Origin of the sequence: Corynebacterium gottingense, assembly GCF_003693265.1 — a bacterium.
GTDB classification, from domain to species: Bacteria; Actinomycetota; Actinomycetes; order Mycobacteriales; family Mycobacteriaceae; genus Corynebacterium; species Corynebacterium gottingense.
The window spans coordinates 42,976-67,962 of sequence record NZ_RDRE01000003.1 but is presented as its reverse complement, the minus strand read 5'-3'; the positions used below and the strand labels follow the sequence as shown (position 1 = coordinate 67,962).

26 protein-coding genes are annotated in these 24,987 nt (G+C 66.0%); 3 read left to right on the top strand and 23 right to left on the bottom strand.

All coding sequences use genetic code 11. The features are described 5' to 3' along the window. Nucleotides 1-15: 15 nt before the first annotated feature. From metK to pyrR, 11 genes are all read right to left on the bottom strand, one after another. Nucleotides 16-1,230, bottom strand: coding sequence for a methionine adenosyltransferase (gene metK, locus EAW56_RS02935; protein WP_415528340.1), 1,215 nt, complete (start codon nt 1,228-1,230; stop codon nt 16-18). A 141-nt stretch (nt 1,231-1,371) separates the two neighbouring features. Further along, a complete protein-coding gene (gene coaBC, locus EAW56_RS02930) occupies nt 1,372-2,598 on the bottom strand; it encodes a bifunctional phosphopantothenoylcysteine decarboxylase/phosphopantothenate--cysteine ligase CoaBC (RefSeq protein WP_122084976.1) in 1,227 nt (408 codons plus the stop codon). Nucleotides 2,599-2,698: 100 nt separating this feature from the next. Next, complete coding sequence (rpoZ, locus tag EAW56_RS02925) at nt 2,699-2,998, bottom strand: DNA-directed RNA polymerase subunit omega (RefSeq protein ID WP_144717015.1); 300 nt, start codon at nt 2,996-2,998, stop codon at nt 2,699-2,701. Nucleotides 2,999-3,014: 16 nt separating this feature from the next. Beyond that, nucleotides 3,015-3,608 (bottom strand): guanylate kinase, encoded by a 594-nt coding sequence (gene gmk, locus EAW56_RS02920; protein WP_095276404.1) that lies wholly within the window; start codon nt 3,606-3,608, stop codon nt 3,015-3,017. A gap of 2 nt (nt 3,609-3,610) precedes the next feature. Further along, a complete protein-coding gene (gene mihF / locus EAW56_RS02915; protein WP_095276401.1) occupies nt 3,611-3,934 on the bottom strand; it encodes an integration host factor, actinobacterial type in 324 nt (107 codons plus the stop codon). 302 nt (nt 3,935-4,236) lie between these two features. Then, nucleotides 4,237-5,079 carry an orotidine-5'-phosphate decarboxylase gene (gene pyrF, locus EAW56_RS02910; protein WP_122084973.1) on the bottom strand — a complete coding sequence of 281 codons (843 nt, stop codon included), beginning with the start codon at nt 5,077-5,079 and terminating at the stop codon, nt 4,237-4,239. Continuing rightward, nucleotides 5,069-8,425: a carbamoyl-phosphate synthase large subunit gene (gene carB, locus EAW56_RS02905; protein ID WP_122084971.1), complete on the bottom strand. Its 3,357-nt coding sequence runs from the start codon at nt 8,423-8,425 to the stop codon at nt 5,069-5,071. Before carB ends, pyrF begins: the two co-directional genes overlap by 11 nt. Nucleotides 8,426-8,458: 33 nt before the next feature. Next, entirely contained in the window at nt 8,459-9,652 is a 1,194-nt protein-coding gene (carA, locus tag EAW56_RS02900) for a glutamine-hydrolyzing carbamoyl-phosphate synthase small subunit (RefSeq protein ID WP_095536630.1), read from the bottom strand. A gap of 9 nt (nt 9,653-9,661) precedes the next feature. After that, nucleotides 9,662-10,978, bottom strand: coding sequence for a dihydroorotase (locus EAW56_RS02895; RefSeq protein ID WP_095536631.1), 1,317 nt, complete (start codon nt 10,976-10,978; stop codon nt 9,662-9,664). Then, nucleotides 10,979-11,899: an aspartate carbamoyltransferase catalytic subunit gene (locus tag EAW56_RS02890; protein ID WP_122084970.1), complete on the bottom strand. Its 921-nt coding sequence runs from the start codon at nt 11,897-11,899 to the stop codon at nt 10,979-10,981. A 1-nt stretch (nt 11,900) separates the two neighbouring features. Further along, nucleotides 11,901-12,509 (bottom strand): bifunctional pyr operon transcriptional regulator/uracil phosphoribosyltransferase PyrR, encoded by a 609-nt coding sequence (gene pyrR / locus EAW56_RS02885; protein ID WP_095554912.1) that lies wholly within the window; start codon nt 12,507-12,509, stop codon nt 11,901-11,903. A gap of 171 nt (nt 12,510-12,680) precedes the next feature. Between pyrR and EAW56_RS02880 the strand changes: the two genes are divergently transcribed. Genes EAW56_RS02880 through EAW56_RS02870 form a run of 3 tightly spaced genes read left to right on the top strand, consistent with a single transcriptional unit; the run spans nt 12,681 to nt 15,039 of the window. Beyond that, complete coding sequence (locus tag EAW56_RS02880) at nt 12,681-14,015, top strand: TIGR01777 family oxidoreductase (RefSeq protein ID WP_122084968.1); 1,335 nt, start codon at nt 12,681-12,683, stop codon at nt 14,013-14,015. A gap of 24 nt (nt 14,016-14,039) precedes the next feature. Next, entirely contained in the window at nt 14,040-14,591 is a 552-nt protein-coding gene (locus tag EAW56_RS02875; protein ID WP_233125449.1) for a type III secretion system chaperone family protein, read from the top strand. Further along, the gene (locus EAW56_RS02870; RefSeq protein ID WP_095536635.1) at nt 14,581-15,039 is read left to right on the top strand and encodes a YbjN domain-containing protein; all 459 of its coding nucleotides are present in this window, start codon (nt 14,581-14,583) and stop codon (nt 15,037-15,039) included. The genes EAW56_RS02875 and EAW56_RS02870 overlap by 11 nt, the downstream gene beginning before the upstream one ends. Here the strand turns inward: EAW56_RS02870 and EAW56_RS02865 are convergent. From EAW56_RS02865 to ruvX, 12 genes are all read right to left on the bottom strand, one after another. Then, a complete protein-coding gene (locus tag EAW56_RS02865) occupies nt 15,036-15,878 on the bottom strand; it encodes a PPK2 family polyphosphate kinase (RefSeq protein ID WP_122084966.1) in 843 nt (280 codons plus the stop codon). The genes EAW56_RS02870 and EAW56_RS02865 overlap by 4 nt on opposite strands. A gap of 125 nt (nt 15,879-16,003) precedes the next feature. Further along, on the bottom strand, nt 16,004-16,633 hold the full coding sequence (gene nusB / locus EAW56_RS02860; protein WP_122084964.1) for a transcription antitermination factor NusB: 630 nt from the start codon (nt 16,631-16,633) through the stop codon (nt 16,004-16,006). Continuing rightward, nucleotides 16,633-17,196: an elongation factor P gene (efp, locus tag EAW56_RS02855; RefSeq protein ID WP_095276375.1), complete on the bottom strand. Its 564-nt coding sequence runs from the start codon at nt 17,194-17,196 to the stop codon at nt 16,633-16,635. The genes nusB and efp overlap by 1 nt, the downstream gene beginning before the upstream one ends. Nucleotides 17,197-17,280: 84 nt before the next feature. Further along, entirely contained in the window at nt 17,281-18,372 is a 1,092-nt protein-coding gene (locus tag EAW56_RS02850; RefSeq protein WP_122084962.1) for an aminopeptidase P family protein, read from the bottom strand. A 34-nt stretch (nt 18,373-18,406) separates the two neighbouring features. After that, complete coding sequence (aroQ, locus tag EAW56_RS02845) at nt 18,407-18,844, bottom strand: type II 3-dehydroquinate dehydratase (RefSeq protein ID WP_095276369.1); 438 nt, start codon at nt 18,842-18,844, stop codon at nt 18,407-18,409. A 2-nt stretch (nt 18,845-18,846) separates the two neighbouring features. Further along, nucleotides 18,847-19,923 (bottom strand): 3-dehydroquinate synthase, encoded by a 1,077-nt coding sequence (gene aroB, locus EAW56_RS02840; protein WP_095553743.1) that lies wholly within the window; start codon nt 19,921-19,923, stop codon nt 18,847-18,849. Nucleotides 19,924-20,013: 90 nt separating this feature from the next. Further along, nucleotides 20,014-20,628 carry a shikimate kinase gene (locus EAW56_RS02835; RefSeq protein ID WP_122084960.1) on the bottom strand — a complete coding sequence of 205 codons (615 nt, stop codon included), beginning with the start codon at nt 20,626-20,628 and terminating at the stop codon, nt 20,014-20,016. Continuing rightward, nucleotides 20,615-21,880: a chorismate synthase gene (aroC, locus tag EAW56_RS02830; RefSeq protein WP_095536642.1), complete on the bottom strand. Its 1,266-nt coding sequence runs from the start codon at nt 21,878-21,880 to the stop codon at nt 20,615-20,617. Before aroC ends, EAW56_RS02835 begins: the two co-directional genes overlap by 14 nt. Nucleotides 21,881-21,892: 12 nt before the next feature. Further along, nucleotides 21,893-22,366, bottom strand: coding sequence for a prepilin peptidase (locus EAW56_RS02825; protein ID WP_122085087.1), 474 nt, complete (start codon nt 22,364-22,366; stop codon nt 21,893-21,895). A 61-nt stretch (nt 22,367-22,427) separates the two neighbouring features. Next, the gene (locus EAW56_RS02820; protein WP_095553745.1) at nt 22,428-23,282 is read right to left on the bottom strand and encodes a shikimate dehydrogenase; all 855 of its coding nucleotides are present in this window, start codon (nt 23,280-23,282) and stop codon (nt 22,428-22,430) included. A 12-nt stretch (nt 23,283-23,294) separates the two neighbouring features. Continuing rightward, a complete protein-coding gene (mltG, locus tag EAW56_RS02815) occupies nt 23,295-24,446 on the bottom strand; it encodes an endolytic transglycosylase MltG (protein ID WP_122084958.1) in 1,152 nt (383 codons plus the stop codon). Further along, nucleotides 24,443-24,940 carry a Holliday junction resolvase RuvX gene (ruvX, locus tag EAW56_RS02810; protein ID WP_095545789.1) on the bottom strand — a complete coding sequence of 166 codons (498 nt, stop codon included), beginning with the start codon at nt 24,938-24,940 and terminating at the stop codon, nt 24,443-24,445. The genes mltG and ruvX overlap by 4 nt, the downstream gene beginning before the upstream one ends. Nucleotides 24,941-24,987: the final 47 nt, after the last annotated feature.

Here is a 24,987-nt window from a genome sequence, read left to right as displayed (position 1 = left end):
CCCGAGTTTAGCGCACTAGCTGGCGGCGGCCTTGAGCTCCTCCGCCTTGTTCAACTGCTCCCACGGCAGCTCCACATCGGTGCGGCCGAAGTGCCCGTACGCTGCGGTTTGGGCGTAGATCGGGCGCAGCAGGTCAAGCTCGCGGATGATCGCGGCAGGTCGGAGATCAAAGACCTTCTCCACGGCCTGCTGGATCGTGGCATCCGTCTGGCCCTCGGCGGCGGTGCCGAAGGTCTCCACGTACAGGCCCACCGGGGTGGCGCGACCAATGGCGTACGCCACCTGGACCTCGACGCGCTCTGCCAGGCCCGCGGCGACGATGTTCTTGGCCACCCAGCGCATTGCGTACGCGGCCGAGCGGTCCACCTTTGAGGGGTCCTTGCCCGAGAACGCGCCGCCGCCGTGGCGGGCCATGCCGCCGTAGGTGTCCACGATGATCTTGCGGCCGGTCAGCCCGGCGTCCCCCATCGGGCCGCCGAGCACAAACGAGCCGGACGGGTTCACCAGCAGCTTCGTGTCCGGCGTGTAGTACTGCTCCAAACCGGCGTCCTTGACTACCCACTCGAGCACCTCGGTACGCAGAGCGTTGCGCAGCGCATCGCCGGTGAAGTCCGGGTCGTGCTGCGTGGAAATCACCACGGTGTCCAGCGCGACGGGGGTGTTGCCGTCGTAGGCGAAGGTGACCTGGGTCTTGCCGTCGGGGCGCAGGCCCACCACTTTGCCCAGCTTGCGCACCTCCGTGAGCCTGCGCGACAGGCGGTGCGCGGTGGAAATGGGAAGCGGCATGTACTCCGGCGTTTCATTCGTGGCGTACCCAAACATGAGGCCCTGGTCGCCGGCACCGGCCTGATCGTCCGCCTCCGCGGAGGACTGCTCGCGGACCTCCTGCGAGGTCGACACGCCCTCCGAAATCTCCAGCGACTGGTCACCGATCGCGATATTGACGCCGCACGTACGCCCGTCGAACCCCACCTCGGACGACGTAAAGCCGATGCCGACCAGCTTGTCGCGCACGATCTTCGCAATGTTGGAGTACGCCGTCGTGTTGACCTCGCCGACCACGTGCACCTGTCCGGTGGTGACCAGGGTCTCTACAGCCACGCGCGCTGCCGGATCCTGCGCGAGCATGTCATCCAGGATGGCATCCGAGATGGCATCGCAGATCTTATCGGGGTGGCCCTCGGTCACCGACTCGCTGGTGAACAAACGGTAGTAAGGATCAGTAGACAAAATGGTCTCGCTTTCGGTGCAGCACTGTTTCGTATCTCATCGCCGTGCGGGCGAAGCGCGAGCGGGGCGAACGCTTATCGACGCCACCTCGCCCCACGCGAACGAACACCACGATAGACCAAGCTGTCTAAATTGGCAACGTTATGCTTCCGTGTCGTGCCCCGCGGCCTCAATCGCGCTCCAGATCTGCGCCGCGACCTCGTGCTTGGTGCCGTCCTCAATCGTGGCGACCCCGCCGTCGCGCGACAGCAACCACCCCGAGTTCCGGGCTTGCCCAAACACCTTGCCGCCCGAGACGTCGTTGACCATCAGGAGGTCCGCACCCTTGCGTGCCAGCTTTGCCTTGCCATACTCCAGCGCGTTATCTGTCTCAGCCGCGAACCCCATAATCGCCGCCGTCGTCTCCCCGTTGTCACGCATGTCAACGAGCCCACGCAGAATGTCCGGGTTTTCCATCAGCTCGATGCGCTCTAGCGACGCATCCGCCTGTCCCTTCTTCAGCTTCGAGGTCGCCTCGTGCGCCGGGCGATAGTCCGCCACGGCGGCGGCCATGATCACCACATCCGCCTCGGGAGCACGCGAGCGCATCTCGCGCTCCATGTCGCGGGTCGAGGTCACCCGTACCACGTCTGCACCAGCCGGGGTCTCCAGCGCCTCCGTGTTTCCCGCAACCACAGTGACCTGCGCCCCCTTGTGCGCGGCAATATCGGCCAGCGCAAAGCCCTGGCGCCCGGAGGACCGATTGCCCACGTACCGGACCGGGTCGATGTTTTCCTGCGTGCCCCCGGCGCTGACCAGCACGCGCTTGCCCTCCAGCGGGCGGCCCAGCGGCCCGATCGTGGCGACCGTGCGCGCGAGCTCCGCAATCGCCTGCGGCTCGAGCAACCGGCCGGGGCCAGAGTCCTTCCCGGTCAGCCGCCCGTACGCGGGCTCCAGGACCGTCACCCCGCGGCTGCGTAGCGTGGCCACGTTCGCTTGCGTGGCAGCGTTGTGCCACATCTCCGTGTGCATCGCCGGTGCCACGACGACGGGGCACGTGGCCACGAGCACCGTCGCGGTCAGGAAGTCGTCTGCGCGCCCCCCTGCAATGCGCGCGATCACGTCCGCCGTCGCCGGGGCCACCACAATCAGGTCAGCCTCCTGACCAATGCGAACGTGCTGCACCTCATCGACCCGCTCGAAAACACCGGTGTCCACCGGGTGTCCGGACAGCGCCTCGAACGTGGCGGCGCCGACGAATTTGAGCGCGTTGGCGGTCGGGACCACGCGGACGTCATCCCCCGCCTCTTTGAAGTCTCTAATCAGGTGGCAGGCTTTGTATGCGGCGATACCGCCGGCGACGCCGACGACTACGTTGCGTTGACTCATGGTGGCCTAGTCTACGCAAACGGCACCACCCGCAAGCCCAATGCAGGCTTACTCGGTGGTGCCGATTCGATGTCTCAGGCGACGCGGTGCCGCCGAGGCGTTACTGGCCCTCTTCGTGCTCGAGGAGACCAGCCTGGATCTCACGCAGCGCGATGGACAGCGGCTTCTCCCCCGCTTCCGGGGTGACCAGCGGGCCGACGAACTCAAATACGCCGTCCTCGGAATCCTGGTAGAAGCTGTTGATCTGGCGTGCGCGCTTCGCGGCGAAGATAACCAGTGCGTACTTGGACGACACCTTGGTCAGCAGCTCATCAATCGGAGGCGCAGTAATGCCTTCGGGTGCGTCGTAGGACTTGTCCTCGGTAGCTTCCGGGGCTGCCTGCGACGGTTCCTCAGTAATGTTGCTCACTAAAAACCTACTCGCTTGTGTTGTTGTTCGATGTGTTCATCAGGATGCTGGCAATTGCCGCGACGGCCGAATCCACGTCATCGTTGACCACAACGCTATCAAACTCATCCTGAGCGTTGAGCTCTTCACGAGCCGTGGTGAGACGACGCTGAATCACGTCCTCGGTCTCGGTGCCACGCCCGGACAGGCGCTGCACCAGAATCTCCCACGACGGCGGGGCAAGGAACACCGTTCTTGCCTCCGGCATCAACTGCTTGATGTTGCGAGCCCCGGCGAGGTCAACCTCCACGAGCACGGGGCGACCGGCCGAGAGGGCCTCACGGACCGGACCGGACGGGGTGCCGGAACGCTGCAGACCGCCGTGAATGTCGGCCCACTCCAGCATCTCCCCCGCGTCAATCCGGCGCTGGAATTCATCAGCGCTGACGAAGAAGTAGTCCTCCCCGTCGACCTCGCCCGGGCGGGGTGCCCTGGTGGTCATGGAGACGGAGAAGTAAAGATCCGGGACGTCGCTGACAAGCCGCCGCACCACTGTCGATTTCCCTACAGCGGAGGGCCCGGCCAGGACGACCAGGCTCCCACGCGGCGCTGTCTCAGCCATCTCTAGTCCTCGGAGAAGCCGAAGCGCTCCAGCAGGGCGCGACGCTGACGCTCGCCCAGGCCGCGCAGACGGCGGGTCTGTGCGATTTCCAGCTCTTCCATGATCTCGCGGGCCTTGACCTTGCCCACCTTCGGCATCGCCTCGAGCAGTGCGGAGACCTTGGTCTTACCAATGATCTCGTCGGACTCAGCCTTGTCCAGCACGTCCTTGAGGTCGGTGTCGCCGCGCTTCAGCGAAGCCTTCAGCTCTGCGCGCTGCTTACGTGCCTCTGCCGCCTTTGCAAGTGCTGCCTTACGCTGCTCATCAGTCAACTGTGGAAGTGCCACTGGTTCCTCCATGTGTGTAGTAGTACGTATCGGTCCAGTTCTACCGAAGCCGTCAAGCCGAGACCACCACACGAATCCACAGGGCCGTTCAACAGCCCGAATGCCATCCGTGCAACTCTCAGTTCTGGCTAAGTGTAGCACTGGGTCAGATCCTCCGCGCCGACGCGCGCCGGGGAGCGTGCCCCGGCCACCGCACCGCAACCGCGGCCCGATGCGTCAAAGGATTTAACCACGTCAACGCGTTGACGGAACTAAACTACCAGGGTTTTTGCCCAAAAGCGCAAACGACCCCGGCGAAGCTCCTATTTTGCCAGCTCACCGGCACGGCCGCGAAGTTTCCCCACTTCAGGGCCAGCGCTGAGCACGGACCGCGAGACGTTCGGAAACACCAGCCGCGCCTGTGCGCCGGCGATGCGCGCCACGTCATCCATAGTGGCGCCCTGCGCGCCCACCCCGGGCATGAGCACCGGCGCGTTGAGGCGCTCGAGCAGGGGCGGCTTGCCGACGGTCGCGCCCACCACGACCCCAACGTGACCGACGTGACCGACGCGCCCGCTGCCGGATTCGGCATCGCCGTTGTACGCCGCGCACCCGTCGACCATGTACTGGGAGATCGTGCGGTCGTCGATAAGCGAGCTCTGGAACGCCTCCGCCTCCGGGTTTGAGTTCGCGGCCATGATGAACACGCCCTTGCCGTGCTCGCCGGCCAACTCGATGGCGGGCTCCAGCGAGCCGACGCCGAGGTACGGCGTCAGCGTGACCGCGTCGGCCTCCAGCGGAGCGCCCGGCTCCAGCCAGGCGGCCGCGTAGCCGGCCATGGTCGAGCCGATGTCGCCGCGCTTCGCATCCGCCACCGAGAGGGTGCCGCGCTCGCGCAGCGACGCCAGCGTCTCCTCCAGGACCGCAAAGCCGCGCGCGCCGAAGCGCTCAAAGAACGCGACCTGCGGCTTCACCAGGGCGACGTGTCCGGCGAACGCCTCGACGCAGATCTCCGCGAAGCGGCGCAAGCCGTCGACGGAATCTGGGAGGCCCCACTGCTTAAGCAGCGCGGCGTGCGGGTCGATGCCGACGCACAGCCGACCGTGGCGCTCGCCCGCGGCGACGAGACGTCCGCCGAACCCGGGCTGCGGGGCGCTATTCGGCATCGGCGCTCGCCTCTTCCTTGGCCGCGTGCTCGAGCTCCTGCAGGCTCATTACGGTGATCTCGTTGTCCCGGATCGCCTCGATGCCCTGCACGGCCGCGGTCACACCCTGCACCGTGGTCATGATCGGCACGCCAGCGACGACGGCCGCTGCGCGGATGTCGTAACCGTCGTGGCGGGCGCCGGAGGAACCGGCCGGGGTGTTGAGGATCAGGTCGATCTCGCCGTCATTAATGCGGTCCACAATCGAGGTCCCCTCGCCGCCCTCGCGCACCTCGGAGGCCTTCTGGGCGACCTCGCACTCGATGCCGTTGCGGCGCAGCATCTGGGCGGTGCCGGCCGTAGCCAACACCTTGAAGCCCATGGTGTACAGGCGCTGGATCGGGAAGATGAGGGTGCGCTTGTCGCGGTTGGCCACCGAGACGAAGACAGTGCCCTCCGTGGGCAAGGCGCCAAACGCTGCGGTCTCCGCCTTCGCGTACGCCACGCCGAAGGACGGGGCAAGGCCCATCACTTCGCCCGTGGACTTCATCTCCGGGCCAAGGATGGTATCCAGCAGCGAGCCGTCTGGGCGACGGAAGCGCGTGAACGGGAGGACCGCCTCCTTCACCGCGATCGGGTGCTCCAGCGGGAGGGAGCCGCCGTCGTAGTCCGACGGGATCAGGCCCTCCTCGCGCAGCTGCGCGATGGAGGCGCCCATCATGATGCGCGACGCGGCCTTGGCCAGGTGCACGCCCGTCGCCTTCGACACGAACGGGACGGTGCGCGAGGCGCGCGGGTTTGCCTCGATGACGTAGAGGATGTCGTCCTTGAGCGCGAACTGCACGTTCATCAGGCCCTTGACGCCAATCCCGTGCGCCAGCGCCTCCGCGGAGCGGCGCACCTTGGCAATGTCGTCCGGGCCGAGTGTCATCGGCGGCAGCGCGCAACCGGAGTCGCCGGAGTGGATGCCCGCCTCCTCGATGTGCTCCATGACGCCGCCGAGGTAGACCTCGTCGCCGTCGCACAGCACGTCCACGTCGATCTCGATCGCGGAGTCCAGGAAGCGGTCCACCAGCACCGGGTGGTCCGGCGACAGCTCGGTGGCGCGCTCAATGTAGTCGTGCAGGCTCGTCTCGTCGTAGACGATCTCCATGCCGCGGCCGCCCAGCACGTAGGAGGGGCGTACGAGCACCGGGTAGCCGATACCGTTGGCCACCTCGCGGGCCTCATCGAAGGACGTTGCGGTGCCGTAGGCCGGTGCCGGCAGGTTCGCTGCGGTAAGCACGTCGCCGAACTCGCCGCGGTCCTCCGCCAGGTCGATGGCTTCCGGGCTGGTGCCCACGACGGGCACACCGGCGTCGGCAAGCCTCTGCGCCAGGCCCAGCGGGGTCTGGCCGCCGAGCTGGACAATCACGCCAGCCACCGTGCCGGACGCCTGCTCGGCGCGGTAGATCTCCATGACGTCCTCGAACGTCAGCGGCTCGAAGTAGAGGCGGTCTGCGGTGTCGTAGTCGGTGGAGACGGTCTCCGGGTTGCAGTTGACCATCACCGTCTCGTAGCCAATGCGCGACAGCTCAAGGGCCGCGTGCACGCACGAGTAGTCGAACTCAATGCCCTGGCCGATGCGGTTGGGGCCAGAACCGAGGATGATGACCTTCTCGCGGCCGGTCTCGGCGACCTCGGACTCCGCGTTCGGGTCCATCTCGTAGGCCGAGTAGTGATACGGCGTCTGCGCCTCGAACTCACCCGCGCAGGTGTCCACCGTCTTGAACACGGGGTGGATGTCCAGCGACCAGCGCAGGGAGCGCACGCCGTCCTCGCCGGCCAGCTCCGGGCGCAGCGCGGCGATCTGGGCGTCGGACAGCCCGTACGTCTTGGCCTCGCGGAGGAGGTCGGCGTCGAGCACGGGGGCGTCGGCAAGCGTGCTTCTGAAGTCCACGAGCGCCTGCAGCTCGGCGAGGAACCAGGGGTCGATACCGCTGGCCTCGTGCACGAGCTCGATCGATGCACCTCGGCGCAGGGCCAGCTCGACGTCGTACATGCGCTTGTCCGTCGGCGTCTTCAGGTCATCCAGCACGGCGTTGAGGTCCTGCTCGCGGCCTTCCGCGAAGTACTCGTCGGGCCTGGTCCAGAAACCGTTCGGCTTGTCCTCCATCGAGCGCATGACCTTGTTCAGGCTCTGGATGTAGTTGCGGCCAATGCCCATGGCCTCGCCAACCGCCTTCATGGAGGTACCGAGGGTGTCGTCGCTGCCCGGGAACTTCTCAAAGGCAAAGCGCGGCATCTTGGCAATAACGTAGTCCAGGGTCGGCTCGAACGCCGCCGGGGTCTCGCCGGTGATGTCGTTGGTGATCTCGTCGAGGGTGTAGCCGATGGCCAGCAGCGAGGCGATCTTTGCAATCGGGAAGCCAGTGGCTTTCGACGCCAGCGCGGACGAGCGCGAGACGCGCGGGTTCATCTCGATGGTGATGATGCGGCCATCGTCCGGGTTGACCGCGAACTGAATGTTGCAGCCGCCGGTGTCCACGCCGACCTCGCGGATGATCGCGATACCCTGGTCGCGCATGGTCTGGTACTCGCGATCGGTGAGCGTCAGCGCGGGCGCCACGGTGACGGAGTCGCCGGTGTGCACGCCGAGCGCGTCAACGTTTTCGATGGACGCGATGACCACGACGTTGTCGTCGCCGTCGCGCATAAGCTCGAGCTCGTACTCCTTCCAGCCGAGGATGGATTCCTCGATGAGCACGTTGGCCTCCGGGCTGGCCTCCAGGCCGCCACCGGCGATGCGGTCCAGGTCCTCCATGGAAAACGCCAGGCCGGAGCCGAGTCCACCCATGGTGAAGGACGGGCGCACGACGACGGGCAGTCCCAGCTCGGCGACGGTCTCGTGGACCTCGTCCATGTTGAAGCAGACTCGGGAGCGCGCAGACTCGCCGCCGATTTTGGCAACGATGTCCTTGAACTTCTGGCGGTCCTCGCCGCGCTCGATGGCGTCAATATTCGCGCCGATGAGCTCCACGCCGTGCTTGGCCAGGATGCCCTGACGGTCCAGCTGGATCGCAGCGTTGAGGGCGGTCTGGCCGCCGAGGGTTGCCAGGATGGCGTCCACCGGGTTGCCCTGTTCGGCCTCGCGGGCGAGGATCTTGTCAATGTATTCGGGCTCGATCGGCTCGACGTAGGTGTGGTCGGCGAACTCCGGGTCGGTCATGATGGTGGCCGGGTTGGAGTTGATGAGGGTCACGCGCAGACCCTCCTCCTTGAGCACGCGGCACGCCTGGGTACCCGAGTAGTCAAACTCGCAGGCTTGACCGATGACGATTGGCCCGGAACCGATAACCAGGACGTGGTTGATGTCGTTGCGTTTCATCGTGAATTCTCCCTTGTGTTTCCTGGTTCCTGGTTACTGTGCGTTCGGGCTGTGCTGCTGCATGAGCTCGATGAACTGATCAAACAGCGGGTTCGCGTCGTGCGGTCCGGCGGCAGACTCCGGGTGGAACTGCACCGAGTACGCCATGCCGTTTTCCAGCGCGACGCCTTCCACGGTGTCGTCGTTCAGGCAGGTGTGCGACACCACGGCCGGGCCGAAGTCGGTGTCGAACTTCTCGCCCACGCCAACGCCGTCCGGCGCCTTCAGCGCGAAGCCGTGGTTCTGCGAGGTGATGTCGATCTTGCCGGTCAGGTGGTTCTTCACCGGCACGTTGATGCCGCGGTGGCCGAACTTCATCTTGAAGGTCTCCAGCCCCAGCGCGCGGCCGAGGATCTGGTTGCCAAAGCAGATGCCAAACAGCGGCAGCTTCTGTTCGAGGACCTTGCGGGTGATGTCCACCATCTCATCGGCGGTCGCCGGGTCGCCCGGACCGTTGGAGATGAATACGCCGTCCGGGTTGTACTGAGTGATCTCCTCAAAGGGAGTGTTCGCAGGCACGACGATTGTCTCCACCCCGCGCTTGGCCAGGTGGTTCGGGGTCGCCGTCTTCACGCCCATGTCGTACGCCACGACGGTGAAGCGTTTCTCCCCTTGCGCCTTGACCGTATACGGCTCGTCCGCGCTGACCTCGGCGGACAGGTCGGCTCCAGCCATGCTCGGCTGCTCGTTCACCAGCGCCACAAGCTTATCGACGCTCTGTGCGGCGTCCTCCCCCACAAAAATGCCAGCCGGAATGGAACCGAAATTGCGCAGGTGGCGCACCACGGAGCGGGTGTCAATGCCGCTGATGCCCACGATGCCCTGGTTGCGCATCTCCTCTTCCAGCGAACGCTCCGCGCGCCAGCTGGAGACCCGCTTGGACAGGTCGCGGATGATCAGACCTGCAACCCAGATGCGGTTGCCGCGGGACTCATTGTCCTCGTCGTTCCAACCGGTATTGCCAATCTGCGGTGCCGTCATCACGACGATCTGGCGGTGGTAGGACGGGTCCGTCATCGTCTCCTGGTAGCCGCTCATGCCAGTGGTGAAGACGGCTTCGCCGTACACCGGCTCGCTCGTCGCGGAGTCCTGCGAGTCGCAATCAGCCGAGACGGCGCCAAAGGCGGTTCCGCGGTAGACGTTGCCGTCTCCGAGCACGAGTGCCGCAGGGATTCGAGATTCAGTCATGGTGGTTCCTTACTTCGTGCTGGTTGTGGTGTCGCTTGGGGTGGCGCGGTAGGTCACCTCGCCGCGCAGCAGCGTCAGTGCCACGCTAGTGGAAAACTCGGTGCCCTCGTAGGGTGTGTTCGAGGCCTTCGAGCGGAGCTCCTCGCCGTGTACGGTCCACGCGGCTCCCGGATCAACGAGCACCAGGTTCGCGGGCTCGCCCTCCGCAATCGGCCGGCCCTGGTCGGCCAGGCGGAGGATCTCCGCGGGGCGCTCGCTCATTACCTTGGCCACAAAGCGCCAATCTGCCAGCCCGGATTCGACGAAGACCTTGGCAATGATGGCTAGCGAGGTCTCCAGCCCGAGCATGCCCGGCTTCGCGTGTTCGAACTCCACGCACTTGTCTTCGGAGCCGTGCGGCGCGTGGTCAGTGGCTACGACGTCCACGGTGCCGTCGAGCAGCGCGTCGCGCAGCGCGACCGTGTCGCGGGACTCGCGAAGCGGCGGGTTGACGCGGAAGACGCCGTCGTAGGTTTCCAGCTTCTCGTCCGTGAGGAGCAGGTGGTGCGGGGTAACCTCGGCGCTTACCGCGATGCCCTGGGACTTCGCCCACCGCAGCAGTTCCACGGTGCCCTCGGTCGAGGCGTGGCAGATGTGCAGGCGCCCGCCGTAGTCGCGCGTCATGATCACGTCGCGTGCCACCACCGATTCCTCGGCGACGCGCGGCCAGCCGCCCAAACCGAGTCGTGCGGCCACCTCGCCCTCGTGCGCGACCGAGTCCGCGGTCATGCGGTGGTCCTCGGCGTGCTGAGCCAACAGGACGTCGTACGCCTTCGCGTACTCCACCGCGCGGCGCATCACCTGCGGGTTGTTGACGCACTTTCCGTCGTCGGAAAACATCCGCACGTGGCCGCGGCTCATCAGGCCGATCTCGCTGAGCTGCTCACCTTGAAGCCCCTGCGTGATCGCGCCAACAGGGTACACGTCGCACTTCCCGTAGGCCTGGCCCTTTTCCCACACGGCGTCAGCCAAAAACGGCTGATCAATCACCGGGCTAGTGTTCGCCATGGTGAACACGGCGGTGAACCCACCCTTCGCGGCGGCGTCAGAGCCGGTGGCGATGGTCTCGGTGTCCTCGCGGCCCGGCTCGCGCAAGTGGACGTGCATGTCCACCAGGCCCGGCAGCAGCACCTTCCCCTGCGCGTCGATGACCTCGGCGTCCTTGACGCTCTCGGCGTCGTTGACGTCGAGTTCGGTGCCGATGGCGGTGATCACGCCGCCGTCGATAAGCACCTGCACCTCGTCCTCGCCGTACGGGCGCACGTTCTTCAGCAGAATCTTTGCCATTTACTTTTCCTCTCCCGCAAGCAGCGTAAACAGCAGGGCCATGCGCGTGTAGACACCGTTGGTTACCTGCTGCAACACCGCCGTGTTCTGGCGCTCCGCAACAGCAAAATTGATTTCCATTCCGCGCAACATCGGGCCCGGGTGCATGATGATCGCGCCGTCCTTCATGCGGTCCGCGCGAGCCGCGCTCAGCCCGTACAGCGAGGCGTACTCGCGGTGCGAGGGGAAGAAGCCGCCGTGCATGCGCTCGGCCTGCACGCGGAGCATCATCACCACGTCCGCGTCCGCAATCTCCGCGTCCAAGTCGTAAGCCACGCGCGCTGGCCAGTGCTCGACCCCGGTGGGCAGCAGGGTTGGCGGCGCGACCAGCACGACTTCCGCGCCGAGCAGCGTGAGCAGGTCAACGTTGGAGCGGACCACGCGCGAGTGCACGATGTCGCCCACGATGACCACCTTGCGCCCGGCGATCTCGCCGATGCGCTGGCGCATGGTCACCGCGTCCAGCAGGGCCTGGGTCGGGTGCTGGTGTTTGCCGTCGCCGGCGTTAATGATGCTGGTCTCCGGCAGCCACTTCGTGAGCAGCTTCGCGGCACCGGATGCGGAGTGTCGCATGATGATGGCATCGGCGCCGACCGACTGCACCGTGAGCGCCGTGTCTTTAAGGGACTCGCCCTTCTTCACCGAGGAGCTGGAAGCGGAAATGTTGATCACGTCCGCGCTCATCCACTTACCCGCGGTCTCGAACGAGGAACGCGTGCGGGTGGAGTTCTCGTAAAACAGGGTGAAGATGGTGCGCCCACGAAGTGTGGGCAACTTCTTGATGTCGCGGCCGTCCAGGGCTTCCTTGAAACGGTCGGCCTCATCCATGATCGCGATGGCGTCGTCGCGGGTGAGATCCGCGATGTCAACGAGGTGTTTCATGCTACTTCGCCTCTCCTTCGGCGGCCGGTGCGATCCGGCTCAGCGTGACCGCGTCGCGGGCATCAATCGGCGTGAGCGTGACGGTCACGTCCTCCGTGAGCGCGGTCGGGATGTTCTTGCCCACGTAGTCGGCGCGGATGGGCAGCTGCCTGTGCCCCCGGTCCACCAGCACCGCGAGCTGGATCGCGGCCGGGCGGCCAATGTCGCGCAGCGAGTCGAGCGCTGCCCGGATGGTGCGACCGGAGTATAGGACGTCGTCCACGAGGATCACCGTCGCGCCGTCAAGCGGCGCGGGGATGCTTGTGGGGCGCAGCGCGCGGTGCGGCTTGTCGCGCAGGTCGTCCCTGTACAGGGTCACGTCGAGACTGCCAACGGGAACCTCTACGCCGGAGAATTCCTCAACGGACGCGGCGATCCGCTGCGCCAACGGCACGCCCCCGGAGGGGATGCCAAGGAGCAATACTGGCGACGCCGGTGCGTCGCCCGCCTCTGACTTCAGCGCCGAATCCAACGCCGTCTTTTCAATGATCTGGTGCGCGATGCGTGCGATTGTGCGCGCGACGTCGTCTGCCGTCAGCAGCTGTACGGTTGCGCGGTTGTCTTCACTCATCATGCCTCCTTCCCCGCCTCACAGTGCGGAATTTAAAGGATGCTTGTCTGGTGCTTGCAATATTCACAATGTGCCGTCTTCTCAAATACCCCTGGGCGCGTCAGCGCCTAGGGTGGAGACTGACACTCAGTCTAGCACCAGATCTGCAAACACAGGCACGGAGCAGCGACCATGGGAATCACCGCAGAGCACACCGTCCCCGCACCCCGCCTCGAGGTGTGGAATTGGCACGCGCGCCCGGGGGCGGTCACCCGGCTCACCCCGCCGTTTCTGCCCATGACAGTGGCGTCCGAGGCCGCATCGCTTCGCTCCGGAACCACCGTCTTTGCCCTCCCCGCAGGCCAGCGGTGGGTGGCACAGCACCAACACTCCGGGTACGAGTTCGCCCACTCGTTTGAGGATGTCGCCGCCAACCAGCCGGTGCGCGCACTGACCAAATGGCGCCACCGTCACACGTTCCGGGACTCAGTCGAGGACGCTGGAAGCACAGTGCTTCTCGACGCCGTGTCTACCCCCACCCCCGCCCCGCTGCTCACCCCGGCGTTTGCCTACCGCCAGCGGCAGCTGGTCGGCGACATCGCCTTCGCGCAATCACTGCCTGCTTCGGCGCCCCTCGTCATCGCCCTCACCGGCTCGAGCGGGCTGGTGGGTACCCACCTCCACACGCAACTGACCACCCTGGGCCACACCGTCATCCCGCTGGTCCGCCACACCGCCGGCCCCGGCGAGCGCCAGTGGGACCCGGACAACCCGCACCCCGACCTGCTCGAGGGGGTCGACGCGGTAATCCACCCGGCAGGCGAATCGATCATGGGCCGCTTCACCGATGCGAAGAAGCGCCGGATCTGGGACTCGCGCGTCGCCCCGACGCGGAAGCTCGCCGCACTCGCCGCGGAGTCGGGCGTGCGCACGTTCATCTCCGCCTCCGCCGTCGGGTACTACGGCACCGAGGCGGGCGGCTCCCCTCACACCGAGGACGCCCCCGTTGGCACCGGCTTCCTCGCCGAGGTCTGCCAGGCGTGGGAAGAGGCGGCCCGCGTAGAGGGGCTGCGCACTGTGCAGATCCGCACCGGTCTCGCACTGTCTGGAGCGGGCGGACTCCTTCCCGTGCTCAAGGCGAGCGTTTCGGCGGGGCTCGGCGCCCGATTTGGCAGCGGCGAGTTCTGGCTGTCCTGGGTGAGCCTCGACGACCTCACGGACACCTACGTTCGCGCGCTCCTGGATCACACGGTGTCTGGACCGGTGAACGCGACGGCCGCGCAGCCCGTCACAAACGCGGAGATGTCCGCCACCCTCGCGGAGGTCCTCCGGCGCCCCGACGTCCTGCCCATCCCGACCTTCGGGCCAAAACTGCTGCTCGGCTCGGAGGGAGCCGACGAGCTTGCGCTCGCGGACCAGCGGGTGGACGCGGCGGTCGCTCGCCAGCGCGGCTGGGTGCAGCGCTACCCCACGCTGCGCTCCGCGCTGGACCACGAGCTGGGACGCGAGGACCTCCTCGAGGCGTAGGCGCTACCAGGTACAGTCGTGCGTGTGACTAACAACGAACACGCACCCGACCAGACCGGCGGAGAGGCGACGATCCCGCCCACGCCGGACGAAGACACCGTTGCCAAGGTCAACGCCGACGCGCAGGCAGACCCCGCCAACCAGCTGCACCCCGTGACCATTGAAGCGGTGGAGGAGATCTTCAAGGCGGAAAACCTGGAGTACCGCGTAGAAAACGGCACCCTGCTGTCCGGATTCGTCAACGCCGCGATCGTCGTGGCGATCGACCAGGATCACCTGGTGTTCGAATCCCTGTGGCGCGGCGAGATCCCCAAGGACATGGCCTCCCACATCCTGCTCGCCACCAACGAGCACAACCAGACCCACTTCGCCCCCACGCTCCGCTTCTTCGAGCAGGGCGAGGACCACATTGCGATCAGCGCGGTGCGCTCGATGGACATTACCCACGGCGCGTCGCACAACCAGCTCGGCGCGTTCATCATGAGCTCCATCGACGTCGTGCTGCAGGCGTTCGATTTCCTGGCCACCTCGTTCCCGACCCTGGTTACATGGGAGGACCCGCACAATGAGCACTAAAGACACACAAACCTACACCTCGCTCGTAACCATTGATCGCATCGCCGATGCGATGAGCGCGCACGGTGTCACGATCGAACCCGACGCCAGCGGCCGCGCCGCGGTGGCCAACCTCAACGGGTTCAACGTCCTCTTCGTCCTGCTGGACTCCGTGGCGATCATCCGCGCGGATGCGTCGACCGAGACCCCGGCGGACAGCCCCGACCCCACGGTTTATCTCGCCGCGAACCAGGTGAACTCGACCTTCCTCGACGCACGCGCGCTCGTGGTCAACAAGGCCGACACGCTCATCGTGCGCACCGAATCGGAGACCCAGGTCGCAGCCGGCATGACCGACGAACAGCTGCAAAGCGCGCTCAAGCTGAGTATCGACGGCGTCTTGCAGGCCCAGGACGCCATGCGCGCGCTTGTCGACGAAATGACGCAGGCCCGCGAGAACCGCGACTAGGACTCGGCGAGGCGCTTGAGTTCCTCGTCCTTGTCAAAGGTGGCTTCCGGCCACGTGAGGTCGAGGGACGCGAGGGCGTCGACAAGCAAGGTTTTGACCACGGCACGGCAATACTTCTTGTTGTCGGAGGGGATGCAGTACCAGGGGGCCTCATCCGTCGAGGTCCTGGTCAGCGCGATTTGGTAGGCGGCCATGTACTGCGACCACAATCTGCGGTCATCAATATCGCCCGGGTTGTACTTCCAGTGCTTGTCCGCCCGCTCGATGCGGTCTTTCAAGTTTTCCGCCTGGAAATCGCGGGAAATGTGCGGCATCACCTTGATGATCTTGGTGCCGCGGGCGGCCGCCTCCCTTTCAAAGTCCACGATCGCGCCGTAGCGGCGCTCGATTTCCTCCGGCGGCGCCATCTGCTTCACGCGCTGCACCAGCACGTCCTCGTAGTGTGAACGGTCGAAAACGCTGACCCCGCCCGGCTCGGGCAGGTGCGGGTAGAAACGCCAGAGGAAGTCGTGCTCTGCCTCCTCCTCGGTCGGCTTGCCAAACGCCTGAATGTGGACGCCCTGGGGATCCATTGTCTGCCCCACCACGTGCCGGATGAGGCCGCCCTTGCCGGACGTGTCCATTCCTTGCAACACCAAGAGGACCGAACCGGCGTCCTCGTTTCCCGCGCGGCCGTTGGCAAAGAGCAGCTTGTGGAGCTCGCTCAGCTCATCGTCGTACGCGTTGAACGCGTCGTCCACGTCGGACACGCCTGGGGTGGCGGCCGAGTCGACATCGTCGAGTTGAAAGTTGGGCCCGACCATGAACGACTTCGCGTCTTCGATCGTCACCTTGGACATGGTTCCTCCTGTGTTGCTCCCCTACGGTGCTGTATCTGTCAACGCAGGATACAGCGAAAGGTGCCCGCCTTTCGGCGAACACCTTTACGTTCTTCCACGTTCTTCCACGTTCTTCTCGTTGCTGCCTAGTTTTCCAGCTTCTCGGCGACAGCGGAGCGCGATTCGGGCGGGACCGCGGCGCCGGCGACGACAGCGGTGACGGCGCGCTGCGCATCATCGGCAGACGTTGCCTCCTGCTCGCCGACACCAGCTTCCTCGGTACCCTCGGCGCCCTCAGCGCCCACAGCACTCTCAGCGTCGTCGGCGAACGGTGCCTCCGGGGCGCCGCGCTGCGCGATACCGTCGAGCACGACGTTGATGTACGGCGACGCCGCCGCACCGGAGTACTCCGCCGCCATCTCCACGCCTTCCTTAATGGAAATCGGCGCGTCAACGTCCTCGTTGTACATGATCTCCCACGCACAGACGCGGAGGATCTGCCGATCCACGGCTGGCAAGCGGAACAGCTCCCAGTCATCCACCAGGTAGCGCTCAATGGCATCGTCCAGGTCGTCGAGCTGCGCGGCGGCTCCGGAGATGATCTGGCGGGTGTAGTCCGCCACCGGCGCCACCGAGTTCTGTGGGTTTCGGGACAGCTCCGCCCGGTCTTCTACAATTTCCACCGGATCCACGTCGCGCGTTTCGGCCTCAAAGAGGATGTCCACCGCGCGGCGGCGGGCGCGGTAGCGCGCCCCGTGGCGTTTGTAGTCAGGCATTAGTTGCTCACGCGAGAGAGGTACTCACCCGTGCGAGTGTCCACCTTGACCACGTTGCCGGTCTCCAGGAACAGCGGAACCTGGATCTCAGCACCGGTCTCCAGCGTCGCCGGCTTGGTGCCGCCGGAGGAGCGGTCACCCTGCAGGCCCGGCTCGGTGTGCTCGACCTTGAGGTCGACGGAGATCGGCAGCTCGGCGAACAGCGCCTCACCCTCGTGGAAAGAAACCTGCACGCGCATGTTCTCCAGCAGGAAGCGTGCCGCGTCGCCGAACTTGTCAGCGGGCAGCTCGAACTGCTCGAAGGTCTTGTCGTCCATGACGACATAGCTCGTGCCGTCGTTGTACAGGTAGGTCATGTCGCGGCGGTCCACCGTCGCGGTCTCGACCTTCACACCGGCATTCCAGGTCTTGTCAACGGTCTTGCCGGTGACAACGTCCTTGAGCTTCGTGCGCACGAATGCGGGGCCCTTACCCGGCTTGACGTGCTGGAACTCAATGATCTGCTGGAGCTTGCCCTCGTTCTTGAGCACGAGGCCGTTCTTGAAATCGGCGGTAGTTGCCACGTGAAACCTTTCTTCTGGCGTGCCACAAAGCGTGGCTCAACGATGTTGAGACAGTGCGTTCAACAGTGTGCAAACACAACAATGCTACAGCACTGTCAAGTCCTTGGGGAACTTCGTGATCACCTTCGGCGCGCCGGAGGTAATGAACAGGGTATCCTCGATCCTCACGCCGCCGCGCCCCGGGACATAAATACCCGGCTCAATGGTCAACGTCATCCCTTCCTGCAGCGTACCCTTACCGGTCTTCGCTGCATACGGTGCCTCGTGGACGTCCAGGCCCACGCCGTGCCCGGTGGAGTGGACAAAGTATTCGCCGTACCCGGCAGCCTCGATCACGTCGCGGCAAGCGGCATCCACGTCGACCAGCTTCGCCCCCGGTACCGCCGCGCGCACGCCGGCGAGCTGGGACTGCAGGGTGACCTCGTAGATCTCCCGCAGGAAATCGTTCGGCTCCCCCAGCGCGAACGTGCGCGTCATGTCGGAGTTGAAGCCGAGTCGGAACATGCCGTAATCAATGGTGACCAGGTCGCCCGTTTCCAGCGTCCGCTCGCCGGCGCCGTGGTGCGGCTTGGCAGAGTTCGGCCCGGAGGCGACGATGGTGTCAAAGCTGGGGCGCTCCGCGCCGAGTTTGCGCATGCGGTACTCCAGGTCCGCGGCGACGTCGCGTTCGGTGCGCCCGGGGGCGAGCTCGCCGGCGTCGATAAGCTGCTCGAGCGCCTGCGTGGCCAAATCGGCCGCCTCCTCGAGTCTGGTCAGCTCGAGCTGGTCCTTGAGCAGGCGGATCTCCTCGACCGCGCCACTGACGGGCACCAGCGTAACGCCCTCCGGGCAGGCCTTGCGCAGCGCTTCCAGCTCGGAGACGCTGACGTAGTCGGCCTCGAAGCCCACGCGGTGGCCGTCCACCACTCCCGCCAGCAGCTCGGTGGCCACCTTGCGGGTGATCGTTGCCGGGACGTCAGGGACCTCTTCCGAAATCTGCGTGGCGTAGCGTCCATCTGTCGCCACCTTCGCGGTACGGTCCTTGGACACCAGCAGGGCGCCGTTGGAGCCGGTAAAGCCGGAGAAGTAGCGCACGTGGATCAGGTGGGTCAGCAACATGTCGTCGATCCGCTGCGCCGCCAGGCTCGAGGCCAGCTTGCGGCGCCGGGTTTCAAAACGAGTATCTGCCAGTGACATTCTTTCCTCCTGACGCGAGTTGTACGTGAAAGTTCTACTCTACGTTGTTGGCAAAATATTCGAGGGCGAGCAGATAGCCCTGCGTGCCAAGCCCTACGATTACACCGCGCGCGATCGGCGACAGGTACGAGTGGTGGCGGAACTCCTCCCTCGCGTGCACGTTGGAAATGTGCAGCTCAATGAACCCGCGATGGTCCGTCAGCTCCACGAGCGCATCGCGCAGCGCCACCGAGGTGTGCGTCCACCCGCCCGGGTTGATGATGACGGGCCAGCGTTTGTCTGCAGCCTCGTGGACCCAGTCCAGCATCTCGCCCTCTTGGTTGGTCTGGCGCACCTCGACCTCCACACCGAGCTCGGCTGCGCGATCGTGCAGCCGCTTCTCGACGTCCCCCAGCGTCTCACTCCCGTACACCTCCGGCTGCCGCTTGCCGAGCCGGTTGAGGTTCGGGCCATTGAGCACAAGAATTTTCACAGTTACGCCTCCTGGGTGGGTTGGGAAATTGCGTCATACGCCGCGCGCATCTCCTCGACGGTTGCATCCTCGAGCCGCGTGCACGAGCCGAGGGCGTTGAGCACCACGAAGCGGATGCGGCCGTCGCGGTTCTTCTTGTCGTGCGTCATCGCCTCGTATAGCTCGTCGAAGGCGCCCGGTTCGTACGTCGTGGGCAGGCCGACAAGGGTGAGGATCTCGCGGTGGAGGTCCAGCAGGGTGGCGTCGATAAGCCCGCGCTCGTGCGCGAGGTGCGCCGCAAACATCATGCCGACACCGACCGCGTTGCCGTGGCGCCAGGTGTATTGCTCGCGACGCTCGAGGGCGTGGCCGAGCGTGTGCCCGTAGTTGAGGATTTCGCGCAGCCCGGATTCGGTGAGGTCGCGGCTAACCACGGCCGCCTTGACGGCGACGGAGCGCCGCACGAGCTCCTCCCAATTCCACTCACCGCGGGCGCTGCCGTCGCGGTAGAGGTCGAGGATCTTCGGGTCCGCGATAAAACCGGTCTTGACCAACTCGGCGGAGCCGGACACGATCTCCTCCTCCGGCAGCGTAAAGATCCGCTCGAGGTCAATGAACACGGAGTCCGGCTCATGGAACGCGCCGACTAGATTCTTCCCTACCTCGGTGTTCATGCCGGTCTTGCCGCCCACAGCGGCGTCCACCATCGCGAGCAGCGTGGTCGGAACCTGGATGACCTTGATGCCTCGCATCCACGTCGCGGCGACGAAACCCGCAATGTCTGTTGCCGCGCCGCCGCCGAGGCCGATCACCGCATCCTGGCGCGAGAAGCCGCTCGTACCCAGGAGGTCCCACAGCGTGCTTGCCGTGTCCAGGGACTTGCCCGCCTCCGCATCCGGGATCTCCGCCATCACCGGCTGAACGCCCACGGCTTCGAGGTCGCCCGCGATGCCACGCGCCACCGCCTTGAGCGCAGCCTGGTGCACGATCGCCACCTTGCGCGCCCCAATCTCTTTGGCGCGAGGCGCGACCTGATCAGTAATGCGGTGCGCGATGTGGATGGTGTACGGCGAAGGCCCGGTGACCTCGACGTGTGCCATAGTGTGCTCCTTTGTGGACGGGTGCGAGTGTGGTCCGATTCTTCCCCAGAATGCCCTCGTGCGCCTGCTCCGGCACGCGCTTGTCCGCGCCTACTCCTCCGAGGACTCGATGATCCCCAGAATCTCCGCGACCACACGCTGCGGGGGGCGCTGGTCCGTGCGAACGTGGTAGTCCGCAACCTCACGGTAGAACGGCTCGCGGGTAGCCAGGAGGTCGCGGTAGTGCTGCGCTGGGTCGTCCGCGTTGAGGACTGGACGCGACGTCTCGTTCGCGGTCCTGCGGATGCCCTCCTCCGCACTCACGTCGATCCACACCACCGTGTGGCGCTGCAGCAGCTGGCGCGTCGAGGCGGTGAGGATTGCCCCTCCGCCCAGGCTCACTACGCCGCCGGTCGCGAGAGCGCGTGCAACGCACCCTGCCTCGATCTCACGGAAGCGCTCCTCACCGACCTCGGAGAAGATTTCCCCGCAGGCTTTGCCCTCGGATTGCTCGATGAGCAGATCAGAGTCCACGATCGGCAGGTTCAGGGCGCTGGCAATCCGGCGCCCGATCGTCGATTTTCCGGCGCCCGGCGGGCCGACCAGCACGATCCTGGGGACGGACGCAACGACGGAGGCCTGCGCAGTGGGCTGGGAATCCGGCGAGGTATCCAGCTCGGGGGTGGTCGCTTCGTCGCGCTCCTGCGCTGACTCAGTGAACGTCATTGGCGTTGCCTTCCTTCTTCTCTCCTGCCGCCTCATGCACCGCGCCGTCTGCAAAATTGAGGCGGCGGCGCACGTCTTCGTTGTACGCGTCGATGTTGCGCTTCGTCTCCTCAAGGCTGTCGCCGCCGAACTTTTCCAGCACCGCGCGCGCAAGCACGAGCGCCACCATAGCCTCGGCGACCACGCCGCCGGCGGGGACGGCGCACACGTCGGAGCGCTGGTGAATGCCCGTCGCGGCCTCGCCCGTAGACATGTCGACCGTCTGCAGGGCTCGGGGGACGGTGGAGATCGGCTTCATCGCCGCACGCACGCGCAGCTGCTCGCCATTGGTCATGCCGCCCTCCAAGCCGCCCGCGCGGTTGGTCAGACGGTGCACGCCGTCCTCGTCGCGCACCATTTCGTCGTGGGCCTCGGAGCCGCGACGACGGGCTTCCTCGAAGCCGTCGCCAATCTCCACGCCCTTGACCGACTGGATCCCCATGAGCGCGGCAGCGAGCTGCGAGTCCAGGCGGTGGTCACCAGAAATGTGGGACCCGAGCCCGATGGGCAGTCCATCCACGATGACCTCGACGATGCCACCTAGGGTGTCGCCGGACTTCTTGGCCGCCTCGATGCAGGACACCATGTCCTCTTCGGCCTCCTTGGAGTACGCGCGCACCGGGGACGCATCAATCGCATCAATGTCCGCGTACGTGGGCGCGGGGCCTGCGTACGGCGCAGACTCGCCGATCGAGATCACGTGCGAGAACACTTCGACGCCCAACGTTTCGCGCAGCAGCGAGCGCGCGACAGTCGCCGCAGCGACGCGTGCCGCGGTCTCGCGGGCGGAGGAGCGCTCCAGGACCGGCCGAGCGGAATCGAACCCATACTTGAGCATGCCGGCAAAGTCTGCGTGGCCCGGGCGCGGGCGAGTCAGGCGCGCCCCGCGCCCGGACGACATCGCCTTTGCCACCTCGTCGTCTTCCATGTCCAGTGGGTGCGGCGACATGATCGTCGTCCACTTCGCCCACTCGGAATTGCCAATTTGAATTGCGATTGGGCTGCCGAGCGTTCTGCCGTGCAAAATGCCTGTGAGCAGCGTCAGCTCGTCCGCTTCAAACTTCATGCGCGCGCCACGGCCGTATCCCAGCCGCCGGCGGGCGAGGTGGTGCCCGATCTCCTCCTGGGTCACCGGCACTCCGGCGGGCATATTTTCAATGAGCGCGATCAGCGCTTGTCCATGGGATTCCCCAGCGGTAGTCCAACGAAGCATGAAGGCATTGTCTCACAACGCCGCCGCGATCGAGCTCTTTAGCCCAACAAATGTTCCAACGGTCCACGCCGCTGCCAGCATCTGGGGGCCGTGCGGCAGTGCCGCTCGCCCTGCCATCCACCCGCGCACAACCGTGAGCAGTCCCGCGAGCCCTACCGCGGCGAGCACCGCGAACGGACCTCCAAGCGCGGCGAGAAGCACTCCGAGCGGGACGGCAAGCTTTACATCACCGCCGCCCATGCCGGGGCCAGCGAGGTAGGCGGCAGGCCACGCAAGGCCCCACGCGAGGTACGGCGAGGCGACGCAGGCTGCCAGGGCAACGAGCGCCGGCGGGACCGTCAGCCCATTGGGCAAACGGGAGTGCCTCGCGTCAATGCGCGCGAGCGCCACGCTCCACCCGACGAACGTGCACAGCGCCAGCCAGGTGACGCCGGCTGGCCCAAATAATGCGAATTCCGCGCTGAAGAGCGCTCCCCCAATCCCCATGGGGTGAAAGTCTAGGCCGCCGCCCCGCGCGCCGCAGAGCGAGCGCTGTGCGGGCGCTGTGCTAGCGCGATGCCCCCGCTTCCCCGGCACCACTGGCCGGCTCGTCCCAGTGGCGCATCAGTGCATCACGCATGGCGTCGCGGGGCGCCGCAACGCCGGTGAACTGTTCGAACTGCGAGTACGACTGCCCGGCGAGCATCGTGAGCCCGCCGACCGTCGGGTACCCGTTCGCGGCGGCTCGCACTGCCAGCGGCGTCGGCCACGGGTTATAGATCACGTCGAGCACCGGCGCGTGGCCAAGCTGCACGTCGTAGGGTGCGACCGCAGCAGCCGGGACGGTGGAGACAATGACGTCGGCGCGAACTGCAAGTGCTTCGAGGTCGCCGGTGTAGCCGTGGAATTGGAAGTCCACGCCTTCCACCAGCGAGGCGATCTCGCCCGATCGGTCGGAGCGGTTCACCACGTCGATGCGCGCTACACCCGCGTGGCGCAGCGCCCACAGCGCCGGGCGCGCCGTGCCGCCGGCGCCGATGACCAAGGCGGTGCGCGGCGTCGCCGCGCCGAGCAGCGCGGAGAGCGCCGCGGCAATTCCCTCGCAATCGGTGTTGTCGGCGTACCAGCCGTCGTCGGTGCGCACGAGCGTGTTCGCGGAGCCGATCGCGGTGGCCCGCTCTGACGCCGTGGTAGCAAACTCCAGGGCCGCAAACTTGGCGGGCATGGTGACGGAGAACCCGCGGTATGTGGGATCGGCCCCACCCACAATCGCCGGCAGCGTCTCCGCGGTGCACTCGATGCGCTCGTACGCCCAGCCGTCGAGGCCCGCGGCCCCGTACCCGGCGGTGTGGAGCACGGGCGACAACGAGTGTTCGATCGGGCTGCCAAGGACCGCCGCGCGGTGCGTGGGTGGCTGCGTCATGCTGGTCCGCCCCTACCGCTGGGAGTCAAGCACGCCGGAGTCGATCGCGCGGCGCGTGTCTTCCTGGTGCTGCTCGAAGGTGTCGTTGAACACGGTCGTGCCGTCCTTGTCCACGGTGACGAAGAACAGCCAGTTGCCATCGGCGGGGTGCTCCATCGCGTCGAGTGCTTCGACGGACGGCGAGGCGATCGGGGTCTGCGGCAGCCCGTCCATGGCGTAGGTGTTCCACGGGGTGACGCGCTGGCGGTCCTCGTCTGTGGTCGCGACCTCGACGTTGGGCAGGCCGTAGTTCACGGTGGAGTCAAACTCCAGGCGCATCGGCTCGTTGAGGCGGTTCAGGATCACTCGGGCAACCTTGTCAAACTCGCCTGCCGGCGCTTCGCGCTCAACCAGCGAGGCGGCAACCAGCAGCTCGTACGGGCTGAGGCCCACGTTTTCTGAACGGGACGCGATGTCGGTGGAGTTGTATACCTCAGCGGAGCGGGTAATCAGGTCCGTGAGGATCTGCTCCGCCGTTGCACCCGGGTCAATGATGTATTCGCCCGGTGCGATCAGGCCCTCCAGGCGCTTCGCGTCGCCCTTCCGCGCGTCCACCGTCTCGACGGCCCACTCCGGCACGCCCAGGCTCGCCGCGTCCGCATCGGACGCCACGTGGTTGAGGCGCTCGACGTCCACGCAGCCCTGCGCCATCTCACTGCCGCACGTCACGTTCTGAATCATGGTGAGGATGCCTTCGCGCTTCTGCCCACCGACCACGTTGATGTCCATGAGCGTCGCGCCGCCGTAGACCTGGAGCGGGGTGACCTTCTTGTTCGGGTCCAGCAGCGCAGACACGGCGCTCTCCGCGCTCATTTCCTTTTCCAGGCGGTAGAAGCCCGGCTGGATGTTGTCGGAGTCTGGGTCGCTCGCAGCCGCGGCCTGGAACGCCTTGTTGGAGCCGACGATGCCGCGCTCCTCAAGCTCGGGGCCGAGCGCGGAGATATTCGAGCCCTCGGGGATCTCCACGACCTGCTCCTCGCCGTTGCCTTCGCCCTTAAAGTCGTCCGGCGAGGCGGTTTGGTGCGCAATGGCGATCCACGCAATGAGGCCGATGATCAGCAGGATTGAGGCGACAAGGACCGCGATCCCTCGCGTCCGCCGCTGGGCGTTGTTTCGGGAAGTCACGATTCGTTCTCCTTGAGGTAGTTGTGCCGGCCATCAAGCCACGTTTGCAAGATCTCCACTGCCGCCGCTTGGTCGATCACGGCACGCTGGTCCCTTTCGCTGCGGCCGGACGCCCGCATCGCGTGCGTCGCCGCGACAGTCGTCAGCCGCTCGTCCGCCATCCGTACGGCCACGTCGCCGTTGCGCCGCCGGATACGGAAGGCGATCTCCTTGGCGTGCTTCACGCTCTTGGAGCCGTTTCCTTTGAGGTCGCGGGGAAGCCCGACAACGACTTCGACGGCCCCGTAGGCGTCGATAAGCTCGAGCAACCGCTCGATGTCCTCGCCGTCCCGGTCCTTAAACCCGGTGACGCGTTTGACAGTCTCCACTGGCATAGCCAGCTTTGCGTCGCGGTCCGACGCCGCGACACCAATGCGGACCGTGCCCACATCGATACCGAGTCTGCGCCCCGGGCCGGGGTCTTCGACGCCCGGTGTGTCAGGCTCAACCTTCAAAAGTTTCTCCGATCTACAGGTCGGGGCTCATGCGTACAAGCAATCGC

Bases quoted from the DNA above. Each gene is read 5' to 3' on its own strand.
- coaBC (WP_122084976.1), bottom strand. From the start codon at position 2,598: ATGAGTCAACGCAACGTAGTCGTCGGCGTCGCCGGCGGTATCGCCGCA.
- gmk (WP_095276404.1), bottom strand. From the start codon at position 3,608: ATGGCTGAGACAGCGCCGCGTGGGAGCCTGGTCGTCCTGGCCGGGCCC.
- pyrF (WP_122084973.1), bottom strand. From the start codon at position 5,079: ATGCCGAATAGCGCCCCGCAGCCCGGGTTCGGCGGACGTCTCGTCGCC.
- carB (WP_122084971.1), bottom strand. From the start codon at position 8,425: ATGAAACGCAACGACATCAACCACGTCCTGGTTATCGGTTCCGGGCCA.
- carA (WP_095536630.1), bottom strand. From the start codon at position 9,652: ATGACTGAATCTCGAATCCCTGCGGCACTCGTGCTCGGAGACGGCAAC.
- EAW56_RS02895 (WP_095536631.1), bottom strand. From the start codon at position 10,978: ATGGCAAAGATTCTGCTGAAGAACGTGCGCCCGTACGGCGAGGACGAG.
- EAW56_RS02890 (WP_122084970.1), bottom strand. From the start codon at position 11,899: ATGAAACACCTCGTTGACATCGCGGATCTCACCCGCGACGACGCCATC.
- pyrR (WP_095554912.1), bottom strand. From the start codon at position 12,509: ATGAGTGAAGACAACCGCGCAACCGTACAGCTGCTGACGGCAGACGAC.
- EAW56_RS02880 (WP_122084968.1), top strand. From the start codon at position 12,681: ATGGGAATCACCGCAGAGCACACCGTCCCCGCACCCCGCCTCGAGGTG.
- EAW56_RS02870 (WP_095536635.1), top strand. From the start codon at position 14,581: ATGAGCACTAAAGACACACAAACCTACACCTCGCTCGTAACCATTGAT.
- EAW56_RS02865 (WP_122084966.1), bottom strand. From the start codon at position 15,878: ATGTCCAAGGTGACGATCGAAGACGCGAAGTCGTTCATGGTCGGGCCC.
- nusB (WP_122084964.1), bottom strand. From the start codon at position 16,633: ATGCCTGACTACAAACGCCACGGGGCGCGCTACCGCGCCCGCCGCCGC.
- EAW56_RS02850 (WP_122084962.1), bottom strand. From the start codon at position 18,372: ATGTCACTGGCAGATACTCGTTTTGAAACCCGGCGCCGCAAGCTGGCC.
- aroB (WP_095553743.1), bottom strand. From the start codon at position 19,923: ATGGCACACGTCGAGGTCACCGGGCCTTCGCCGTACACCATCCACATC.
- EAW56_RS02835 (WP_122084960.1), bottom strand. From the start codon at position 20,628: ATGACGTTCACTGAGTCAGCGCAGGAGCGCGACGAAGCGACCACCCCC.
- aroC (WP_095536642.1), bottom strand. From the start codon at position 21,880: ATGCTTCGTTGGACTACCGCTGGGGAATCCCATGGACAAGCGCTGATC.
- EAW56_RS02825 (WP_122085087.1), bottom strand. From the start codon at position 22,366: ATGGGGATTGGGGGAGCGCTCTTCAGCGCGGAATTCGCATTATTTGGG.
- EAW56_RS02820 (WP_095553745.1), bottom strand. From the start codon at position 23,282: ATGACGCAGCCACCCACGCACCGCGCGGCGGTCCTTGGCAGCCCGATC.